The organism is Streptomyces verrucosisporus, from assembly GCF_017114865.1.
Classification (GTDB): Bacteria; Actinomycetota; Actinomycetes; order Streptomycetales; family Streptomycetaceae; genus Streptomyces; species Streptomyces fenghuangensis.
The window spans coordinates 159,317-177,118 of record NZ_JADEYH010000010.1 but is presented as its reverse complement, the minus strand read 5'-3'; the positions used below and the strand labels follow the sequence as shown (position 1 = coordinate 177,118).

Here is a 17,802-nt window from a genome sequence, read left to right as displayed (position 1 = left end):
CGCCGGGGCTGCCGGGTCCGCGCCGGCTGGTCAGCAGCAGGCGTCGGACACCGTGCCCGGTCACCAGGTGCCGGGCGAACAGCGCGCCGAGACCGCCGGTGCCGCCGGTGATCAGCACCGTGCCTTCCGGGTCGAGCCGCGGCGGATCGGTGCGGCGGTCCGCCGCGCGGGCCAGCCTCGGGGCGTGCGGCAGCCCGTCCCGTACGGCGATCTGCGGCTCTCCGGTGGCCACGGCGGCGGCCACCAGTGCCCCCGCGTCGCCCTTCCCGTCGAGGTCGACGAGCACGATCCGGTCCGGGTGCTCGGTCTGCGCGGTGCGCAGCAGACCCCACAGGGGCGCGTGCACCAGGTCGGTCACCTCGTCGCCGGGCAGCGCCGCGACGGCGCCGGTGGTCACCACGACCAGCCGGGACTCCGCGAACCGCTCGTCGGCCAGCCACCACTGGACCAGCTCCAGCGCCCCCGCGGTCGCGTCGTGCGCGGCGGCGGGCGTCGCCTTGCCGTCGGCGGCGAGGGTGGCCACCATGAGGTCGGCCGGTGCGACGTCGGACAGACCGGCCGGACCGGTGAGGTCGCTCCGGCTCCACGCGGGGACCTCCGGCGCGGGCAGCGCGGGCCAGTCGACGGTGAACAGGGAGTCGTCGCGGGTGGCGGTGGCCGTGGCGAGCCTGGCGCGGTCCACCGGGCGCAGCGTGAGGGAGTCGGCGGTCACGACGGGAGCGCCCGTGCCGTCGGCGACCGCCAGCCGGAAGGCGTCCGTGCCCAGGGGCGAGATCCGCACCCTCAGCGCCGTGGCCCCGGCCGCGTGCAGCCGGACCCCTGTCCAGGAGAACGGCAGCCGGATCTGTTCCGGGTCCCCGGCCGCCGACGGCAGCAACGGGTGCAGCGCGGCGTCGAGCAGCGCCGGATGCAGCCCGAACAGGGCGGCGTCCTCACGCTGTTCATCGGCGAGCGCCACCTCCGCGAGGAGGTCGTCGCCGAGCCGCCACACGGCCCGCACGCCCTGGAACGCCGGCCCGTAGTCGTAGCCGAGGTCCCGCAGCGTGGTGTAGGCGTCGTCGACCGGCTGCGCCACCGCACCGGCGGGCGGCCAGGCGCCCGTGTCCCCGGCCGGTGCGGCCGGGCCGGCGGCCGGGGCGAGGACACCGGTGGCGTGCCGGGTCCACGGCCGGTCCGCGGCCGTGTCGTCGTCGGCGGCGGCCGGGCGCGAGTGGATCGTGAACGACCGGGCGCCCGTGCCGTCCGGGGCGGTCACCCTGACCTGGAGGCGCGCCGGGTCCTGCTCGGACAGCGCCAGCGGTGTCTCCAGGGTGAGGTCCTCGACCGTGTCCGCGCCCACGCGGCCCCCGGCGGCGAGGGCCAGCTCCAGGAAGGCGGTGGCGGGCAGCAGCACCGAGCCCTCCACGACGTGGTCCGCCAGCCACGGGTGCGTTCGCGGCGACAGCCGGCCGGTGAGGACGAGGTCCTCGCCACCGGCCACCTCCACCGCCGCGCCCAGCAGCGGGTGACCGGCCGGGTCCAGCCCGAGCCCGTGGGCGTCGAGGCGGGCGCCGGGGGCCAGCCAGAAGTGTTCGCCGCGGAAGGCGTACGTCGGCAGGTCGGTCCCGGTGGCGCCGGGGAAGTACGCGGTCAGGTCGACCTCGCCGCCGGCCGCGTGGAGTCGCGCGAGGGCGGTCGTGTAGGTGTCCGTCTCCGGCCGTCCGGCCCGCGAGAGCGCGACGCCCGTCACCGAGCCGCCGCCGTCCTCGTCCTCGGCGAACGCCTCCCGCGCCATGCCGGTGAGGACGGCGTCCGGGCCCACCTCCACGAACAGTCCGGCACCGAGCGCCCGCAGCGACCGTACGGCGTCGTGGAAGCGGACGGTGGCGCGGATCTGGTCGGTCCAGTAGTCGGGGGAGCACAGCAACTCGGGCCCGGCGGGTTCCCCGGTGACCGTGGAGACGACGGGGATCGCGGGCGGGTGGAAGGTCAGGGACCGGGCCACCTCGCGGAACTCGTCGAGGATGCCGTCCATGTGCGGCGAGTGGAAGGCGTGGCTCACCTGGAGCCTGCGTGTGCGGCTGCCGCGCTCGCGCCACTCCTCCGCGATCCGGGTGACCACCGGCTCGTCGCCCGCCAGGACCACGGAGCGGGGCCCGTTGACGGCGGCGAGGGAGACGGCGTCGGCGTGCCCGGCGATCGACTCGGCGACCTCGTCCGGGTCGGCCTGGACCGCGATCATCGCTCCGTCCGAGCGGGCCGCCTGCATCAGCCGGCCCCGGGCCGCGACCAGCGTGGCGGCGTCCTCGAGCGACAGCACGCCGGCGACGTGGGCCGCCGCCAGCTCGCCGATCGAGTGCCCGGCGAGGAGGTCGGGCACGACCCCGTCCCGCTCGACCAGCAGCCGGAAGAGGGCCACCTCCACGGCGAACAGCGCGGGCTGGGTGTACCGCGTGTGATGCAGCAGCTCCGCCGCGGCACTGCCCTCCTCGGCGAACAGCACCTCGCGCAGCGGCCGCTCCAGATGGGGGTCGAGCGCCGCGCACACCGCGTTCAGCGCCTCGGCGAACACCGGGAACGCCTCGTACAGTCCCCGGCCCATCCCGATCCGCTGGGCGCCCTGCCCGGTGAACAGCAGCGCGGTCCGGCCCGTCTCACCGGCGGTGCCGCGCACGACGTTCGGTGCCTCCGCCCCGCCGGCGACCGCGTCCAGCCCGGCCAGCAGCTCGCCGATGTCCGAGCCCAGCACCACGGCCCGCTGCCGGAACGCCGTCCGGGTGGCCGCCAGTGCCAGCCCGACGTCCCCGGCGCGCACCTGGTCCGAAGCCTCCACGAACTCCCGCAGCCGCCCGGCCTGCGCGCGCAGGCCGTCCTCGGTGGGGGCGGAGAGGACCCAGGGGGTGCGGGGGGCGGGGGAGGCCGCGGCCGTGCCTTCCAGGGGCGCCGCGGCCGCCGTTTCCGCCCCGGCCGGCTCCGCCGTGTCCCCCTGCTCCACGATCACGTGTGCGTTGGTGCCGCTGATCCCGAAGGACGACACGGCGGCTCGCCGGGGTGCGGCGGTGTGCGGCCACAGCCGCCGCTCGCGGACCAGTTCGGCCGCGCCGGACGTCCAGTCGACGTGCGGTGTCGGCTCGTCGACGTGCAGCGTGGACGGTACGACGCCGTGCCGCATCGCCTGGACCATCTTGATGAGGCCGCCGACGCCGGCGGCGGCCTGCGCGTGTCCGATGTTGGTCTTCAGCGAGCCGAGCAGCACCGGCTCCCGGCCCTCCCGGCCCTGCCCGTACGTGGCGAGGACGGCCTCCGCCTCGATGGGGTCGCCCAGCGCGGTGCCGGTTCCGTGCGCCTCCATGACGTCGACGTCGGCCGTGGTGAGCCCGGCGTCGGCGAGCGCCTGCCGGATCACCCGCTGCTGCGACAGCCCGTTCGGGGCGCTCAGCCCGTTGGACGCGCCGTCGGAGTTGACGGCCGAGCCCCGCACCACCGCGAGAACCCGGTGGCCGTTGCGGCGCGCGTCGGAGAGCCGTTCCACGACCAGCAGGCCCACGCCCTCGCTCCACGCGGTTCCGTCGGCCGCCGCGGCGAACGCCTTGCAACGCGAGTCCGCCGCCAGCCCGTGCTGCCGCGAGAACTCCAGGAACATGCCGGGCGTCGACATGACCGTCACCCCGCCCGCGATGGCCAGGCTCGACTCGCCTCGCCGCAGCGACTGCACCGCCAGGTGTAGCGCGACCAGCGACGACGAGCATGCGGTGTCCACGGTCATAGCGGGCCCCAGGAACCCGAACTGGTAGGCGATCCGCCCGGACATCACGCTCGCCGTGCCGCCGGTCAGCAGGTGTCCCTCGACCCCCTCGGGCGCGTCGTGCATCCGGGGCCCGTAGTCCCCGGCCGTCGCGCCGACGAAGACCCCGGTACGGCTGCCGCGCAGCTCCTGCGGGACCATTCCGGCCCGCTCCAGTGCCTCCCAGGCGGTCTCCAGCAGCAGCCGCTGCTGGGGGTCCATGGCCTGTGCCTCGCGCGGGGAGATCCCGAAGAAGGAGGCGTCGAAACGGCCCGCGTCATGCAGGAAGCCGCCCTCGCGGACGTAGCTCTTGCCGGAACGCTCGTGGTCCTGGTCGTAGAGGTCCTCGGCCCAGCCCCGGTCGGTCGGGAACGCGGAGATCGCGTCGCCGCCCTCGGCCACCAGCCGCCACAGGTCCTCGGGGGAGGCGACACCACCGGGGTACCGGCAGGCCATGCCGACGATCGCGATCGGCTCGTCGTCCGGGTCCCGTCCAACCGGACCCGGACCGGTCCCGAAGACTGCCTCCGGCAGCGCCTCACCGGTCTCGTCCGTGTCCGCACCCGCCAGCTCGGCCGCGACGAACTCCGCCAGCGCCCTGGGGGTTGGATGGTCGAACACCAGCCCCGTCGGCAGCCGCAGCCCGGTCGCTTCGGTGAGGTTCTCGCGCAGCTCGACGGTCATCAGGGAGCTGAACCCGAGGTCCCGGAACGGCACGTCCATCTCGACGGCCCGCCCGGGGGCGTATCCCAGGACGGCGGCGACATGCGCGGTCACCAGCTCGACCGCCGACCGCTCGCCCGCCGTCCCGACCGCGTGCTTCGGCCGTACGGCGGCGGGCAGGGCGCCCGGACCGGGCGCGGGTGCTGAGGAACCACCGGCCGCGTCGGGCTCCGCGCGCGCCGTATCCGTCACCCAGTACCGCTCCCGCTGGAACGCGTACGTCGGCAGATCGATCCGGCGTCCCCCGGCTCCCTCGAACACGGCCTCCCAGTCCACCGCCGCACCGCGGACGAAGACCCGCGCCAGCGCCGTCCAGGCCGTCCGCTCCTCGGGCCGTCCCGGGCGCAGTGCCGGTTCGGCGGCGACGGAGTCCTTGTCGAGTACGCTCTCGGCCACCATCGCCGAGCAGACGCCGTCGGGCCCCAGTTCGAGGACGGTTCGTGCTCCCCGCGCCTCCAGGGTCCGTGCGGCCTGCATGAACCGCACCGGCCGGCGTACCTGCTCGATCCAGTACTCGGGGGAGGCCAGCAGCCCGGGCGCCGCGATCTCGCCCGTCACCGTGGAGACGACGGGAACACGGGGCCGGTGGAAGGCCAGCCCGGTGATCACCCGGTGGAATTCTTCGAGCATCCCGTCCATGTGCGGGGAGTGGAAGGCGTGGCTCACCGTCAGCCGCTTGGCCTTGTGCCCCCGGTCCTTCAGGGCTGCGGCGATCTCCAGCACCGTGTTCGTGTCGCCGGAGAGCACCAGTGACGCGGGGCCGTTGACGGCGGCGACCGCCACCTCGCCCTCCCTGCCCGCCAGCAGCGGCAGCACCTCGTCCTCGGCGGCCTGCACGGCGACCATGGCGCCCGAGGCGGGCAGCTCGTGCATCAGCCGGCCCCGGGTGGCGACCAGCGTGCAGGCGTCGGCGAGCGAGAGGACCCCGGCGACATGGGCGGCGGCGACCTCGCCGATCGAGTGCCCGGCGAGGAGGTCGGGCCGTATCCCCCACGACTCGAACAGCCGGAACAGCGCGACCTCGACGGCGAACAGCGCGGGCTGGGTGTACCGGGTCTCGTCGAGCCCCTCGCCCGTTGTGATCACCTCGCGCAGCGGCCGCTCCAGCAGCGGGTCGAGGTGGGCGCACACCTCGTCGAAGGCCGCCGCGAACGCCGGGAACGCGGCGTGCAGCTCCAGGCCCATCCCGGTCCGCTGGGCACCCTGCCCGGTGAAGACCATCGCCAGCCGGCCCGTCGCCACGGCCCCCGTCACCACCGCGGCGGCGGGCAGCCCCGACGCCAGCGCGCGGAGTCCAGAGGCCAGTTCGTCCCGGTCGGCGGCGAGCACGACGCCCCGGTGGCCGAGCCGCGACCGGGTGAGGACCGACGACAGGCCGACGGAGGCGGGCTCGGCGTCATCATGGCTCTCGACGAACTCGGCGAGCCGCCCGGCCTGTGCGCGAAGCGCCTGCGCACCCCGCCCCGAGACCACGACGGGCAGCACGGCGTCCGCGGGGCGAGTGCGCGGGGCGGTCCCGGGCTCTCCCGCGTCGGGCGTCTCGCCCACGACCACATGGCAGTTGGTGCCGCCCATGCCGAAGGAGCTCACGCCGGCGACCAGTGGCCGCTCGGGGTGCGGCCACTGGTCCAGCCGGTCGTTGACCGCCAGGTTGAGCGTGTCGAGCGGGATCTCGGGGTTGGGGGTGCGGAAGTTGAGGCTGGGCGGGAGCATGCGGTGGCGGACGGAGAGAACCGTCTTGATGAGCCCGGCGATGCCGGCGGCTCCTTCGAGGTGCCCGATGTTCGTCTTCACCGACCCCACCCGCAGCGGGTCCCCGGGCGATTTGAGCGCACCGACCGCCGCCCCGAGCGCGGCGGCCTCGATCGGGTCGCCGACCGGGGTTCCGGTGCCGTGCAGCTCGACGTACTGGACGGTGTCCGGCGCGACCCCCGCCCGCCGCTGGGCGAGCCGGACCACCTTCTCCTGTGCGGTGGCGCTGGGCACGGTGAGACCGGGCGTGGCACCGTCGTTGTTGACCGCGCTGCCGAGGATCACGCCGTGCACCCGGTCGCCGTCGGCCAGCGCCCGACGCAGCGGCTTGAGCACGACCATGCCCGCGCCCTCCCCGCGCACATAGCCGTTCGCCCGGGCGTCGAAGGTGAAGCAGCGCCCGTCCGGGGAGAGCCCGCCGAACCGCTCGGCGCCCACCACCCCTTCGGCGAGGAGGTTGAGGTTGACGCCCGCCGCGAGCGCCAGCTCCGCCTCTCCCGCGCGCAGGCTCTCGCACGCGAGGTGCACGGCCACCAGCGAGGAGGACTGGGAGGTGTCGACGGTGAGGCTCGGTCCGTTCAGCCCGAGCGCGTACGAGACCCGGTTGGCGATGATGCCGCGGTGGGTGCCGGCGACGGTGTGCTGGGTGATGGCGGCGGAGCCCTGACGGTAGAGCAGGCTCGTGTAGTCCTCGCGGGCGGTGCCGACGAACACGGCCGTGGGGCTGCCGTCGAGGTTCGCCGCGACGATCCCCGCGTCCTCCAGCGCCTCCCAGGTGATCTCCAGCAGCAGCCGCTGCTGCGGGTCCATGACCACGGCCTCGCGGGGCGAGATCCCGAAGAAGGCGGCGTCGAACTCCTCGACGGCGTCCAGGAACCCGCCCCGGCGTATCTCGCTGCGGGCGTCCGCCGAGATCGGCTCCCACCGGTGCCCGGGCATCCGTGTGATGGCGTCCCGGCCTTCGCGCAGCAGCCTCCAGAACGCTTCGGGACCGGCGGCCCCGGGGAGCCGGCAGGACAGGCCGACGATGGCGATCGGTTCCTGCCGATCCAGTGGGTTGATCGTTGCGGAGTGTCGCTCACTCGTCATTTTCGCTCGGCTGCCCTTCCATTGCTGGAAATCACCTCGGGTAACGACCATGCGCTCCGGGCGAGCGTATCCGGAGTTCTTTCGAATCGACCCGGAGTCCAGTCCCGGACCGGTAACCTTCCGTTCGCTCCGGAATGAAAGCGCCGGGAGGACGGTCAATTACCGAAGGCTTTCCGGAGATTTACCGGAGAGCGTGGCGTTACTGGCTCATTACGGCAGAACCGGCAGGTGAGAGATGTGAATGCTAGGGTCTGTCGAAATCGGTCGGGCAGAAATAAAACGGAGAGGAAACCCGGTGGTCGAGAAAATCGAACTGGCGGAACCGCACCTTGCCGGATGGCTGTCCTCGCTCGGACTCGGCGTCGAGTACGTCCGCTCCCGGGGAAACACCCTCTTCTACCGTGACGACCAGGGCGCGGAAATCCCCGTCCTCGACCTGGTGGGCGGCTACGGATCGGCGATACTCGGACACAACAATCCGGAGATCGTGGCTTACGCCAAGTCCCTGCTCGACCAGGGGACCCCGATTCACGCCCAGTTCTCCCGGCACCCGTACGCCAACGACCTCGCCTGGAAGGTCAACGGCATCCTCCGGCGGGAGTTCGGCACCGACGAGCACTACTCGGCCGTCTTCGCCAACAGCGGCGCCGAGGCCATCGAGGTGGCGGTCAAGCACGCCGAGCTGGACCGGGTGATGAAGCTGGCCGAGCTGACGGAGGAGATCGAGGCCCACCTCGGCGAGGCCCGCGCGGCGGTGCGTTCCGGCGCCCGTGTCGCCGCCGACGGCGCTGCCGGCCTCCTCGCCCCCGACGCCGCGCCGGAGGACGCCGACGACATCGACGGCCTGCTCGACGCGGTCCGGGCCGCCAACAGCAGACGCGTGTCCGCCCCTCCGGTGTTCCTGGCCCCGGAGGGCTCCTTCCACGGCAAGCTGGTCGGCAGCGTCCAGCTCACCCACAACACCGGCTACCGCGCCCCGTTCGCCGCCCTGGCCGCCCAGTGCCGCTTCGTGCCGCTCGACCGGCCGGACGCGCTGGAGGAGACCGTGGCACAGGAGCGCAGGACGGTCGTGGACCTCACCGTCGAGGACGGCGTCGTCCGCCTGGTGGAGCGGGAACTGCCGGTCATCTGCGCCTTCGTCCTCGAGCCCATCCAGGGCGAGGCCGGCATCCGCGTCCTGGACCGGGACGCCGTACGCCGGATCCAGGAGGTCTGCGCCACGATCGACTGCCCGATCATCGTGGACGAGGTGCAGAGCGGTATGGGCCGCTCCGGCGCGTTCTTCGCCAGCTCGCACCTCGGCCTCCAGGGCGACTACTACACCCTCGCCAAGAGCCTCGGCGGCGGCGTCGCCAAGGCCGCGCTCACCCTGATCCGGGGCTCCCGCTACCGGACCGACTTCGAGCTCGTCCACAGCTCCACATACGCCAAGGACAGCTTCTCCACCCTCATCGCCGGCCGCACCGTGGACCTGCTGGAGGCCGACGACGGCAGGGCGTACCGGCTGGCCGCCGAACGCGGTGACCGGCTCCTGGAGATGCTCGGCCGACTGAGGGAGGAGTTCGGCGACGTCGTCAAGGACGTCCGCGGCAAGGGACTGATGATCGGCCTGGAGTTCCACGACCAGTCCGAGTCCGCCTCGGAGATCATCCGCGACCAGGCGCAGGCCGGCCTCCTCGGCTATCTCTTCGCCGGTTACCTGCTGCGCGTTCACGCGATCCGCATCTTCCCCACCGCGAGCGCCACGAACACCCTCCGCCTCGAACCGTCCGTGTACCTCACGGACGACGAGATCGCCCGGGCCGACAAGGGCCTGCGCGACCTGATCGCGGTCCTGCGCAAGCAGGACGGCGAGACGCTGCTGCACGCGCGCGCCTGAGCCCGCCCCACCGGTCCCGCCCCACCGGTCCGGTACACGCGGGCGGCCTCTCCCGGAAACGGGAAGTGTCCTGCGGCACGCACGGCCGCAGGACACTTCCCGTCCCGGACGCGGTCTTCCCGGAGCGCGGGCCTTCCCGCGCTCGCGGTCCCGTCAGCTGATGTCGGCTCCGTAGACGTGGTCGACCGTCATGGTGATGAGCACCCGGCGACCGGAGACCATCGCCTCCCGGTACTCGTCCCAGTCCGGGTGTTCCCCGGCGGCGACCCGGTAGTAGTCCACCAGTGCCTCCACCTCGGGTCCGTGAGGGGAGGTGCCCGGCCCGGTGAGCGTGGCGACGCCCTCGGCGGTGGCCCACGACAGGCCGTCGGGGTTGGTCACCTCCAGCGTGGCCCGGGCGTCCCGCCGCAGGTTCGCCACCTTCGCCGTCCCCGCGCTGGTGGACACGTAGATCACGCCCGCCGGCTCGTCGTAGAACGGCTGGACGGGGGAGAGTTGGGGCCGTCCGTCCGTCTTGATGGTCGCAAGCACACCGATCTGGCTCTTCGCGAGCAGCGCGTGAGGGTTGAAGGATGTAGCGGTCATGCCCCGATATCAGCCTTTCGTATCGCCTTGAGGTCGGCGCAGGCGTGCTGCCCCTTTTTCTTGACTCTCATACTAGGACGGCCCCGGTGTCCGCCACCGGCACGACCGGCCATTCTCCGGGGCCCGGCATGCGCGTGCCCGGAATCCGCCCCTCCGGCTTCGGAATCCGCTTCTCGGTGATCCCTGCCGGATGTTCCGGGCGATTCTTTCCCGACGCCGAAGCGATCCGGACAGCCTCTCTCCCTGATCCTCGCGATGCCGCCCCGACTTCCCTCCGCAGGGGCCCTGACCCGGCGGCCGGCCGTCGTCCGCCGCACGAAATCCGTGCCGAATTCGGACATCGGCGGCTCGCCACCCGGACCGACCGGCCGGAAAAATGTCCGAAAAACGCGAGTCCCCCGACGTCCTGCTATATGAGTTCGCTCCACGGGATGACGCCCGTAGGGCGCCCCACCAGCCGTTCACGGGTTCAGGGACGCGAGCCCGCCGCACGGGCGGTGCAGGCCGGCCAGGAGGCGGAGGAGACGACACATGCGTCCCGTCCCCGCCGAACCCGCCCACCGTCCCTCCAAGGTCTCCGGGCTTCCCGGAGTGCCGCCGCGTCCCGACGCTCCCGGCCTCACCGCCCTGCCGCGCCGGCACGGGGCCGGCGGCCCGCCCCGGCCGCTGCGGGATTCCGGTACCGCCTGCGGGCGGCCGGGGCGATCGGGGAGGATCGGCGCCCTCGCCGGACTCGGCGTGCGCGTCGGGGAGGGGACGGTCCTCGGCGACCTGCTCTCCGACCTCGTACCGGCCCCGTGAGGCCCGCGGCCGGTGGGCGGTCCGGCCCCGGTTCCGGGTCTCCCGGTCGGCCCGCCGCAGCGCCGTTCCGTACACCCCGGAGTTCTCCCCCGCCCAGCGGATGCGCTCGGGCCAGCTTCCGCGCTGCACCTCCGGCGTCCCGAGCGCCTTCAGCACGACGGCGGACCACAGGTTCTTGAAGGACCACCGCTCCCCGGCGGACTCCCTGCCGTCCACCAGCTCCCTGATCGCCCACTTGTCGAGGAACGCCTGACTCTCGTCGTTCCCGCGCCCGAACCCGGTGACCACCTCGACGTCGCGCAGCCTGGGCATCATGTACGCGGCGGCGGCCACCTCGCGCAGCCGCGGATCGGCCAGGGCTCTGGCCCAGGACGTCTTGCCGGTGCCGCGCGCCCCGCGCACCACCGTGACGTCCGGGGCCAGAGCCAGCCGGTGGGACGACGGGGTGAACAGCGTCCGGAAGTCCGGCGGCCGGGTGTCCGCGTCGGGGGCCTCGCCGAGCGCGCCGGTCAGCAGGGCCCGGTACTCGTTCACGGTCGGTCCGCTCACCGTGCCTCCTCGTACGGGTCGGGGGGTTCGCGTTCCACGGTGGTCACGAACGTCCGGTAGGCCGCCTCGACGAACGGCAGCTCGGGCCACTTGCGGCTGCGCAGCGGGTCCAGCCCCACCAGGTCGTTGCCGAACAGGATCGGGATGGGCGAGTACGGCGCGTCGCCCGGCTCGAACTCGGTGGTCAGGAAGCACGCGGGGCAGATGCCCGTGCGCCACGTTCTTCGCCGGGTTGTACGGCATCGCTTCGGGGCGGTCCTGCTTCGAGCCGAAGAAGTCGATGAGCATGGCCTTGATGACGCACTCGGCGGCGATCCCCGCCAGATGGTCGGCGGGCCCGGTGAGCGCACCGCCGTCCGCGAGTTTCCTCGCGGCCCTGTAGTGGTCGTGCCCCGCTCTGAGGAAGGGGTGTAAGGGCTGTCGGGGAGAGGGTGCTGCCGTCACGGCGATCGCTCTGCGAGGTGACGCCCCGTAGGGTGACCCCTTCACCCGGTCAGGACCGGCTTCACGTCCCGCAGTAGCGTAAGCATCCGGTAGCGGACCGTGGACCGAGCGGGGAAGGGGAGCGGCGCGTGTCGTTCGACGAAGAGTGGGCGCAGTTGGTGGCGAAGGCCGGTCAGGAGCGTTCTGCGCAGACACGGTTGAACCGACTCGACGGTGGCGGGGGTGGTGGAGGCGGCGGTCAGGGCGGTCTCACCGTCCAGCAGGACGACCTCGGACTGATCGGCCGGGCCGCGCACGGCCTGCATACCGGCCTGAAGGCGGGCGGCAGGCATTCCGTGTCGGCCAGCAGGAGCGCAGGCACCCAGTTGAGCGGGGACAACTTCACCTCGGGCGCCGCGCTGTCCCAGGTCGCGGAGACCTGGGAGAGGCAGGTCGGCACGTTGCTGGAGGCCTGCGCGCACATTTCCAACCACCTGGACTTCTCCTCCAGGAGCTACGGAGCGGAGGAGGAGAGGATCGAGACCGGTATGCGCAACCTCCGGGGACAGTTGATGAACCCGTCCCGCATCAGCGACTACTACCGCTGACGGACCCGGCAGGAGGAAGCAGGCAGGAATGGGAGCGAAGTTCGAGGACGTGCTGCACGTCCGGCTGGGCAGGCTCGGTGATGCGGTCACGGACTGGACGACGACCGTCACCAAGCTGGAGAACCTGTCCGACGAAGCCAGGAACGACATGAAGGCGAAGTCGGACAAGGCGGACTGGCAGGGGGAGAACGCCGCCGTCACGCGGACGTTCGTGGACAAGACCGCCAAGGAGTTCCAGGACGCGGTCACCCAGGCGACCAGCATCCGCGACGTCCTGCGGGACGGCCACGACACCATCAAGGCGGCCCGGGACGAGCTGAAGCGGATCGTCGACAACCCCCCGGAGGGTGTGACCGTCTGGCCCAACGGGGTCGTCGCCCGCTCCGTGCATCCCGACCGGCGCGGCGAGGGCAACACCGACCCCGGGCCCACGCAGGAGACGCTGGACTCCGTGCGGGACCGGATCAGCCAGGCGGTCGACAAGGCGAGCCGGGCGGACGAGACGATGGCCGCCGCACTGCGGGCCGTCGTCGCCGGACACCCGTACGACTTCGGCGGCGACAGTTACTCCTCCCTGCGGGACTACCGGGACCAGCAGGGTGTCAGGGAGGCCGAGAAGGCCCTTGAAATGGCGTCCAGGGGATCGTCCATGACGGACGCCGAACTCAAGCGGTTCAACGATCACGTGGCCGAGAACATGGACAACCCGGCCTTCGCCGAGCGGTTCGCGACCGGCATGGGCGGCAAGGGCTTCCTGGAGTTCTACGCGAACCTCAACGACCCCCGGCAGGGCGGTCCCTTCAGCGACGAGCGGATCGAGGAGCTGAAGGAGGCGCAGGAGAACCTCGGCGTCGTCCTGGCCGAGGCGTCGCACAGCGACAGCCCCGCCATGCGGGCGTGGAAGAAGGAGGTCATCGACCTCGGGCCCAGGCAACTGGACATCCCCACCCAGGGCAGCCCGTACGGCTTCCAGGTCATGAGCAACCTGATGCACCACGGCACATACGACAAGGACTTCCTCAACGACTACGGCGACGCCCTGGTCGGGCGGGAGAAGGAGATGGGCCTGCCGAGCCGCTACTGGCAGGGACTCACCTCCGGGCACACCATCCTCAACCCGGGCGGCGCCGACAACGACCTGGGACGGGACCCGATGACCGGCTTCATGACGGCGCTCAGCCGCAGCCCCGAGGCGTCCACCGAGTTCTTCACCTCCACGCACCCGCAGGACAACGCCCGGTACGTGCTCGAGGAACGGGAGGGCTTCCCCGACGGCATCGGGCAGGACCCGCCCTTCGCCGCCCGCGAGGCCATCGGCGACGCGCTCTTCGCGGCGGCTACCGGCATCGACCCCCACGACGACAGCGCGGCCTTCGTGCCGCACACGGACCAGCACGGCGCGGTCTTGGAGCGTTCACTGAAGTATCTGTCGGCGACGGGCGACGACTTCCCGCCGGAGATCCGCGGCGACATGGCCAAGGTCCTCGCCAACCACTCGGACACCGTGCATGAGGCGTCCAGCAGTCTCGACCCGTACGAGAGCCCGTTGGACAGGAAGCAACTGCTGGAGGTCAGCAAACAGGTGTCCCGGAACCAGGAGGCGTACGGAATCCTCAACGAGGGGCTGCTCAGGGAGATGGGCCGGGACATCAACACGGGCACTCCCGATGACCCGAAGGAAACCCTGCTACGCGCCGGCCATACGACCGGATTCCTGGAGGAGGCCCGGTACCAGGCTCTGGACACCGACAAGGACGATCCCTCCTGGGACGCCAAGTGGGGCTACCACCTCGTCGGCGGTGCGGCGAATTTCATCCCCGTCGTCGGCGACGCGGCTCAGCGCGGTGTGGACGCGATCGCGTATGAATGGCAACTGGAGGAGCAGGCGCGCATCGACGACGAGATCAGCCGGGAGAACGGAAAGGCCTTCGACGTGCGCGAGAAGCAGCTCAGAGCACTGGCGTTCCTGTGGCTGGACGCCAATCCCGATCACCCCGAGGTGAAGATGGATTTCAGCGTACGGAATGAGATCAGTGCCGCGGCTTACGACGGGAACAACCGCGCCAAGGGCCTGGCAGGGCAGCAGTGAGGCGCCGGCCGCCGCGTCATCGGCTCACCGGCTGTTTCCTCGCGGTATCGGTGCTCGCCACCGTGACCGCGTGCTCGGAGTCCCAGGACTACGCGGTTCCGCAGGCGGTCTGCGGGACCGCCGTCAAGGATTCTCTGACCGCTCCGCTGCTGCCGCCGGGGGAGTCGGTCGAGGAGGAGTACCGTGTCCGGGAGGCGCGCAGCAAGACCTGCTGGATAACGGTGGACCGGCGACGGGCCATGATCCTACGCAAGGACCGCCATCCTGACGAGGTCGATCCGCTGAAGCTCGCCCACGGTGTCGTGCATCGGCTCGCCAATCCCGAAGCGGTCGATCTCGGGGCCCGTGCGGCGCTCGGCGACGACGGGGCCCTGGTGACGGACGACTGCGTGTACGAGGGCGAGAAACAGTACTTCACTCTTGAGATCGTCCTGGACGAGAAGAAGCCCGAGAACGTGGCGGAACGTCGCCGACAGCTCATGGGTTTCGCCCGCGCCTACCTGCCGGAGGCGGCTGCGGGAATGGGCTGCGAGGAGTAGCCACGGTGCCTGTCTCAGAGGTTGTGTGGCGGGGGGCGGCGCGTCCGCGCCCGCCAACCGTTCACGGGCCCGCCGCTCCCGCCACCGCTTCCGCCGCCGTTCCCGGCCCCGCCGTCGTTGTCCGCCGTCATGGAAAACCGCCTCCCCGTACCCGCGTCGGCAACACGATGTGGACGTACTGCGGCACGGAGCGCTGTCCCGCGCGTCTTCCGGAATGCGCGCCCCCTCCACACCGGGCACGTTCCTGCACGCCCTCACCTGGGGACATGTACGTCAACTTGGCGTGCCCGACAGAGCGCGGTCGGGAGTTGAGTTTCTTACGGTGATTTCCAGCCTTCGTGAGTCCAGAATCGGTGTTTCTGGTGCGGTACTGCCAGGGCCCAGTTAGAACTTCCCTGCCAGGACTGTTTCTCAGGGAGGGCACGGCATGCGAATCGTTAACAGGCGCGGGGCGGTCGTCGCGATGTGTGCGGCACTCATGGCCGGTCTCATGACGGGCTCGGCCAGCGCGGACGTCGGGGGTGACGGCAACCCGTATTACGACTGCCCGAACGGGTTGACCGCGGCGTCGGCGAGTATCCGTCGTAACGGGAACGTGATCGGACTTGTGGAACTGCGCTGGTCCTGGGCATGTTCTGGGAACTGGACACGGACTACGTCGTACATCGGAGCCCGGGAGTTGGTTTCTGAGGTGTGGAAGGACACCGGCGGCGGCTACGCGATGGGCAACGACTACGCCTCGCAGAACTGGTCGCCGTATGTGGTGGTCTCACCCTCTCAGCGGATGTGTTTCAACGGCGTGATCAGGGTGAACGACAACGAGCAGTATGCGGCGGGCGGTTGCTCGAACTGAGGAGCGCCTTCAAGCGGGTCCCGCCTCCAGTGAGAGTGAGGCGCGGGGTGCCCGTCGCTCCGTGAGCGCACTCCACCCTCTTGCCGTCTTCTTGTGGCGCGGAAGACCATGAGCGGATTGAGGCAGTACTCGATGGCAGGCCCTCCCCGCCGACGCGGCGGTTCGGCCGGCATCCCTGCGGCGGGGTCATCGCCAGTCACAGCTCCCCGGCGATGACTCCCTGCCGGAACGCCTCCCACTCGGAGGCGGTGTAGCGCAGGGGGGCGGCGTCGGGTCGCTTGGAGTCGCGTACGGCCTTGCCGCCGCCGGGCAGGTCGGTGACCTCCACGCAGTTGTGCTCGGGACCGCTGGCGGACGCCTTCCGCCATATGGCTTCCGTCAGGTCGTACGTGTAGAGCTCCACCTTCGGATCGTTCACTTCCGGTGCCCTTCTTCCAGCTCGGCGATCCTCGCGAGCGAGTCCTCCACAGACAGGGCCGTCGCGCGGATGCGGTCGAAGGCTTTTGCGAAGGGCGTCGCTTCGTCTCCCTCAACGTATGTCGCACCGCTGAGGTTCTCCAGCAGAGCGACCGGTGGCATGGGCCTGGGGAAGCTGGTCAGGGTGAAACCACCCACCATGCCCGGATGGGCGGTGGAGTCCAACGGCATCAACTGCACGGTGACGTTCGACATCTCTGACGCGTCGAGCAGGCGGCGCAGTTGCTCGCGCATGGTCGCGGGGCGTACGGCGAAGCGATGGTGGAGCGCCGCTTCATGGATGACGGCCCACAGCTCCAGGGGCGCGCCGGGCCGGGTGAGGACGGACTGACGCGCCATCCGCACCTCGGCCAGTGCGGCCGCTTCCTCCTGGCTGCGTCCGGTCGCGTTCGCCGCGATGGTCTCCCGTGCGTAGGCAGCGGTCTGGAGCAGGCCCGGAATCAGCAGAGGGGCGAACTCGCGGACGCTCTCCGCATCCGATTCCAGAGAGATGTAGTCGGCGTAGGAGGGCGAGACGATGCCGCTGTACGTCTGCCACCACCCTTGCTTGCGGGCGTCCCTGGCGAGCCCTTCCAGAGCCTCGACCACCTCGGGATCGCCGATTCCATAGCTGCTGAGCAGTTTGGCCACGTCGCCAGGCTTGATGTAGGCCGTGGCCGTCTCGATGCGTGACAGCTTCGGACCGATCCAGCCCATGCGCTCCGCTGCCGCATCCAGGGTGAGTCCGGCTTCCGTCCGGTAGCGACGCAGGGCTTCGCCCAGGCGACGGCGGCGGATGGTGGGCACAGGACGCGCGTTTGGCATGGCCTGAGTCTGGCACCCGCCACCTCCGCAAGTCGAGCAGCGAGAAACCTCATCCAGCTTTTCGGGTGACAAATTTGCAGTTTTCTCGTTTCTGTATGCAGAGCTGTGCTCAAGATGGCTCTGAGTGGCCGAAGTTGCAGGCCGCTTGCGGCCCACGCCCGCCACCGCCCGACCACGAGGAGACGACGCATGCGCCCCATCCCCGCCGGACCCGCCCACCGTTCCTCCGGGCTTTCCGGGATTCCCGGAGTGCCGCCGAACCCCAACGTTCCCGGCTACTACCTGCGGCCTCGCGCAGGCGGTTTCGTGGCGCACGTGTGCGCCACGGGCGCCGCCCTGCGGTCGGTGCGGCGGCTGGTCCCGATGGTGCTGCGCGGGCACGGCATCGTGGCCGAGGACGTCGACAACGCGCAGCTCGTCGTCTCCGAGCTGGTCGGCAACTCGGTGCGCGCCTGCGGCGACCACGTGCCGGTGGTGGTGGAGGTGTACGCGGCCTCCTACGGCATCGCCGTCAACGTCCACGACCCCGATCCCGACCTCACCGCCCTGCCGCGCCGCGGGACGGTGCCGCTGGGCAGCGCGGTGGCCGAGTCCGGGCGCGGGCTCGGTCTGCTCGACCTGCTCGCCCCGGGCTGGCAGGTGCGGCGCTCGTCCATCGGCAAGCAGGTGCGCTGCCGGGTGCCCGCCCGGCGCGAGCCGTCGTAGGCGCGGCCCGCCGCTCCACCGCGCCCCCGCTCCCCGCCTCTGCGGCGTCCGCCCGGAAGTACCCCGCTCCGCCGGAGCGGCATCGTCACAGGGCGTGCCGGTACGGGTCCCGCCCTCCGCCGCCGGATTCCGGTACCGCCTGCGGGCGGCCGGGGCGATCGGG

At 71.6% G+C, this 17,802-nt stretch carries 12 protein-coding genes; 7 read left to right on the top strand and 5 right to left on the bottom strand.

Annotated features, from left to right (window positions below):
* Positions 1-7,327 (bottom strand): type I polyketide synthase (locus tag IQ279_RS13890; protein ID WP_206348840.1); only part of this gene is annotated, 7,327 nt, incomplete at its 3' end.
* A gap of 295 nt (positions 7,328-7,622) precedes the next feature.
* Here IQ279_RS13890 and IQ279_RS13885 point away from each other — a divergent pair.
* Positions 7,623-9,206, top strand: a complete 1,584-nt coding sequence (locus IQ279_RS13885) for an aspartate aminotransferase family protein (protein WP_307792350.1) — start codon at positions 7,623-7,625, stop codon at positions 9,204-9,206.
* Positions 9,207-9,359: 153 nt separating this feature from the next.
* Here the strand turns inward: IQ279_RS13885 and IQ279_RS13880 are convergent, their stop codons facing one another.
* A complete protein-coding gene (locus IQ279_RS13880) occupies positions 9,360-9,791 on the bottom strand; it encodes a PPOX class F420-dependent oxidoreductase (RefSeq protein ID WP_206348838.1) in 432 nt (143 codons plus the stop codon).
* Between the two features lie 531 nt (positions 9,792-10,322).
* Here IQ279_RS13880 and IQ279_RS13875 point away from each other — a divergent pair.
* On the top strand, positions 10,323-10,592 hold the full coding sequence (locus IQ279_RS13875) for a hypothetical protein (protein ID WP_206348837.1): 270 nt from the start codon (positions 10,323-10,325) through the stop codon (positions 10,590-10,592).
* A 545-nt stretch (positions 10,593-11,137) separates the two neighbouring features.
* Here IQ279_RS13875 and IQ279_RS28490 read toward each other — a convergent pair.
* Positions 11,138-11,260, bottom strand: coding sequence for a hypothetical protein (locus IQ279_RS28490; RefSeq protein WP_277402541.1), 123 nt, complete (start codon positions 11,258-11,260; stop codon positions 11,138-11,140).
* A gap of 453 nt (positions 11,261-11,713) precedes the next feature.
* Here IQ279_RS28490 and IQ279_RS13870 point away from each other — a divergent pair, with 453 nt between their 5' ends.
* From IQ279_RS13870 to IQ279_RS13855, 4 genes are all read left to right on the top strand, one after another.
* Positions 11,714-12,172 carry a hypothetical protein gene (locus IQ279_RS13870; RefSeq protein ID WP_206348836.1) on the top strand — a complete coding sequence of 153 codons (459 nt, stop codon included), beginning with the start codon at positions 11,714-11,716 and terminating at the stop codon, positions 12,170-12,172.
* Positions 12,173-12,200: 28 nt separating this feature from the next.
* Positions 12,201-14,261 (top strand): DUF6571 family protein, encoded by a 2,061-nt coding sequence (locus IQ279_RS13865; RefSeq protein WP_206348835.1) that lies wholly within the window; start codon positions 12,201-12,203, stop codon positions 14,259-14,261.
* A 50-nt stretch (positions 14,262-14,311) separates the two neighbouring features.
* A complete protein-coding gene (locus IQ279_RS13860; protein ID WP_206348834.1) occupies positions 14,312-14,800 on the top strand; it encodes a hypothetical protein in 489 nt (162 codons plus the stop codon).
* Positions 14,801-15,479: 679 nt separating this feature from the next.
* Positions 15,480-15,653, top strand: a complete 174-nt coding sequence (locus IQ279_RS13855) for a hypothetical protein (protein WP_206348833.1) — start codon at positions 15,480-15,482, stop codon at positions 15,651-15,653.
* Positions 15,654-15,849: 196 nt separating this feature from the next.
* Here the strand turns inward: IQ279_RS13855 and IQ279_RS13850 are convergent, their stop codons facing one another.
* Positions 15,850-16,071: a DUF397 domain-containing protein gene (locus tag IQ279_RS13850; RefSeq protein ID WP_206348832.1), complete on the bottom strand. Its 222-nt coding sequence runs from the start codon at positions 16,069-16,071 to the stop codon at positions 15,850-15,852.
* Complete coding sequence (locus IQ279_RS13845; RefSeq protein ID WP_206348831.1) at positions 16,068-16,934, bottom strand: helix-turn-helix domain-containing protein; 867 nt, start codon at positions 16,932-16,934, stop codon at positions 16,068-16,070. The genes IQ279_RS13850 and IQ279_RS13845 overlap by 4 nt, the downstream gene beginning before the upstream one ends.
* A gap of 189 nt (positions 16,935-17,123) precedes the next feature.
* On the opposite strand from IQ279_RS13845, the gene IQ279_RS13840 reads away from it, so the two are divergent.
* Complete coding sequence (locus IQ279_RS13840; protein ID WP_206348830.1) at positions 17,124-17,639, top strand: ATP-binding protein; 516 nt, start codon at positions 17,124-17,126, stop codon at positions 17,637-17,639.
* Positions 17,640-17,802 lie beyond the last annotated feature (163 nt).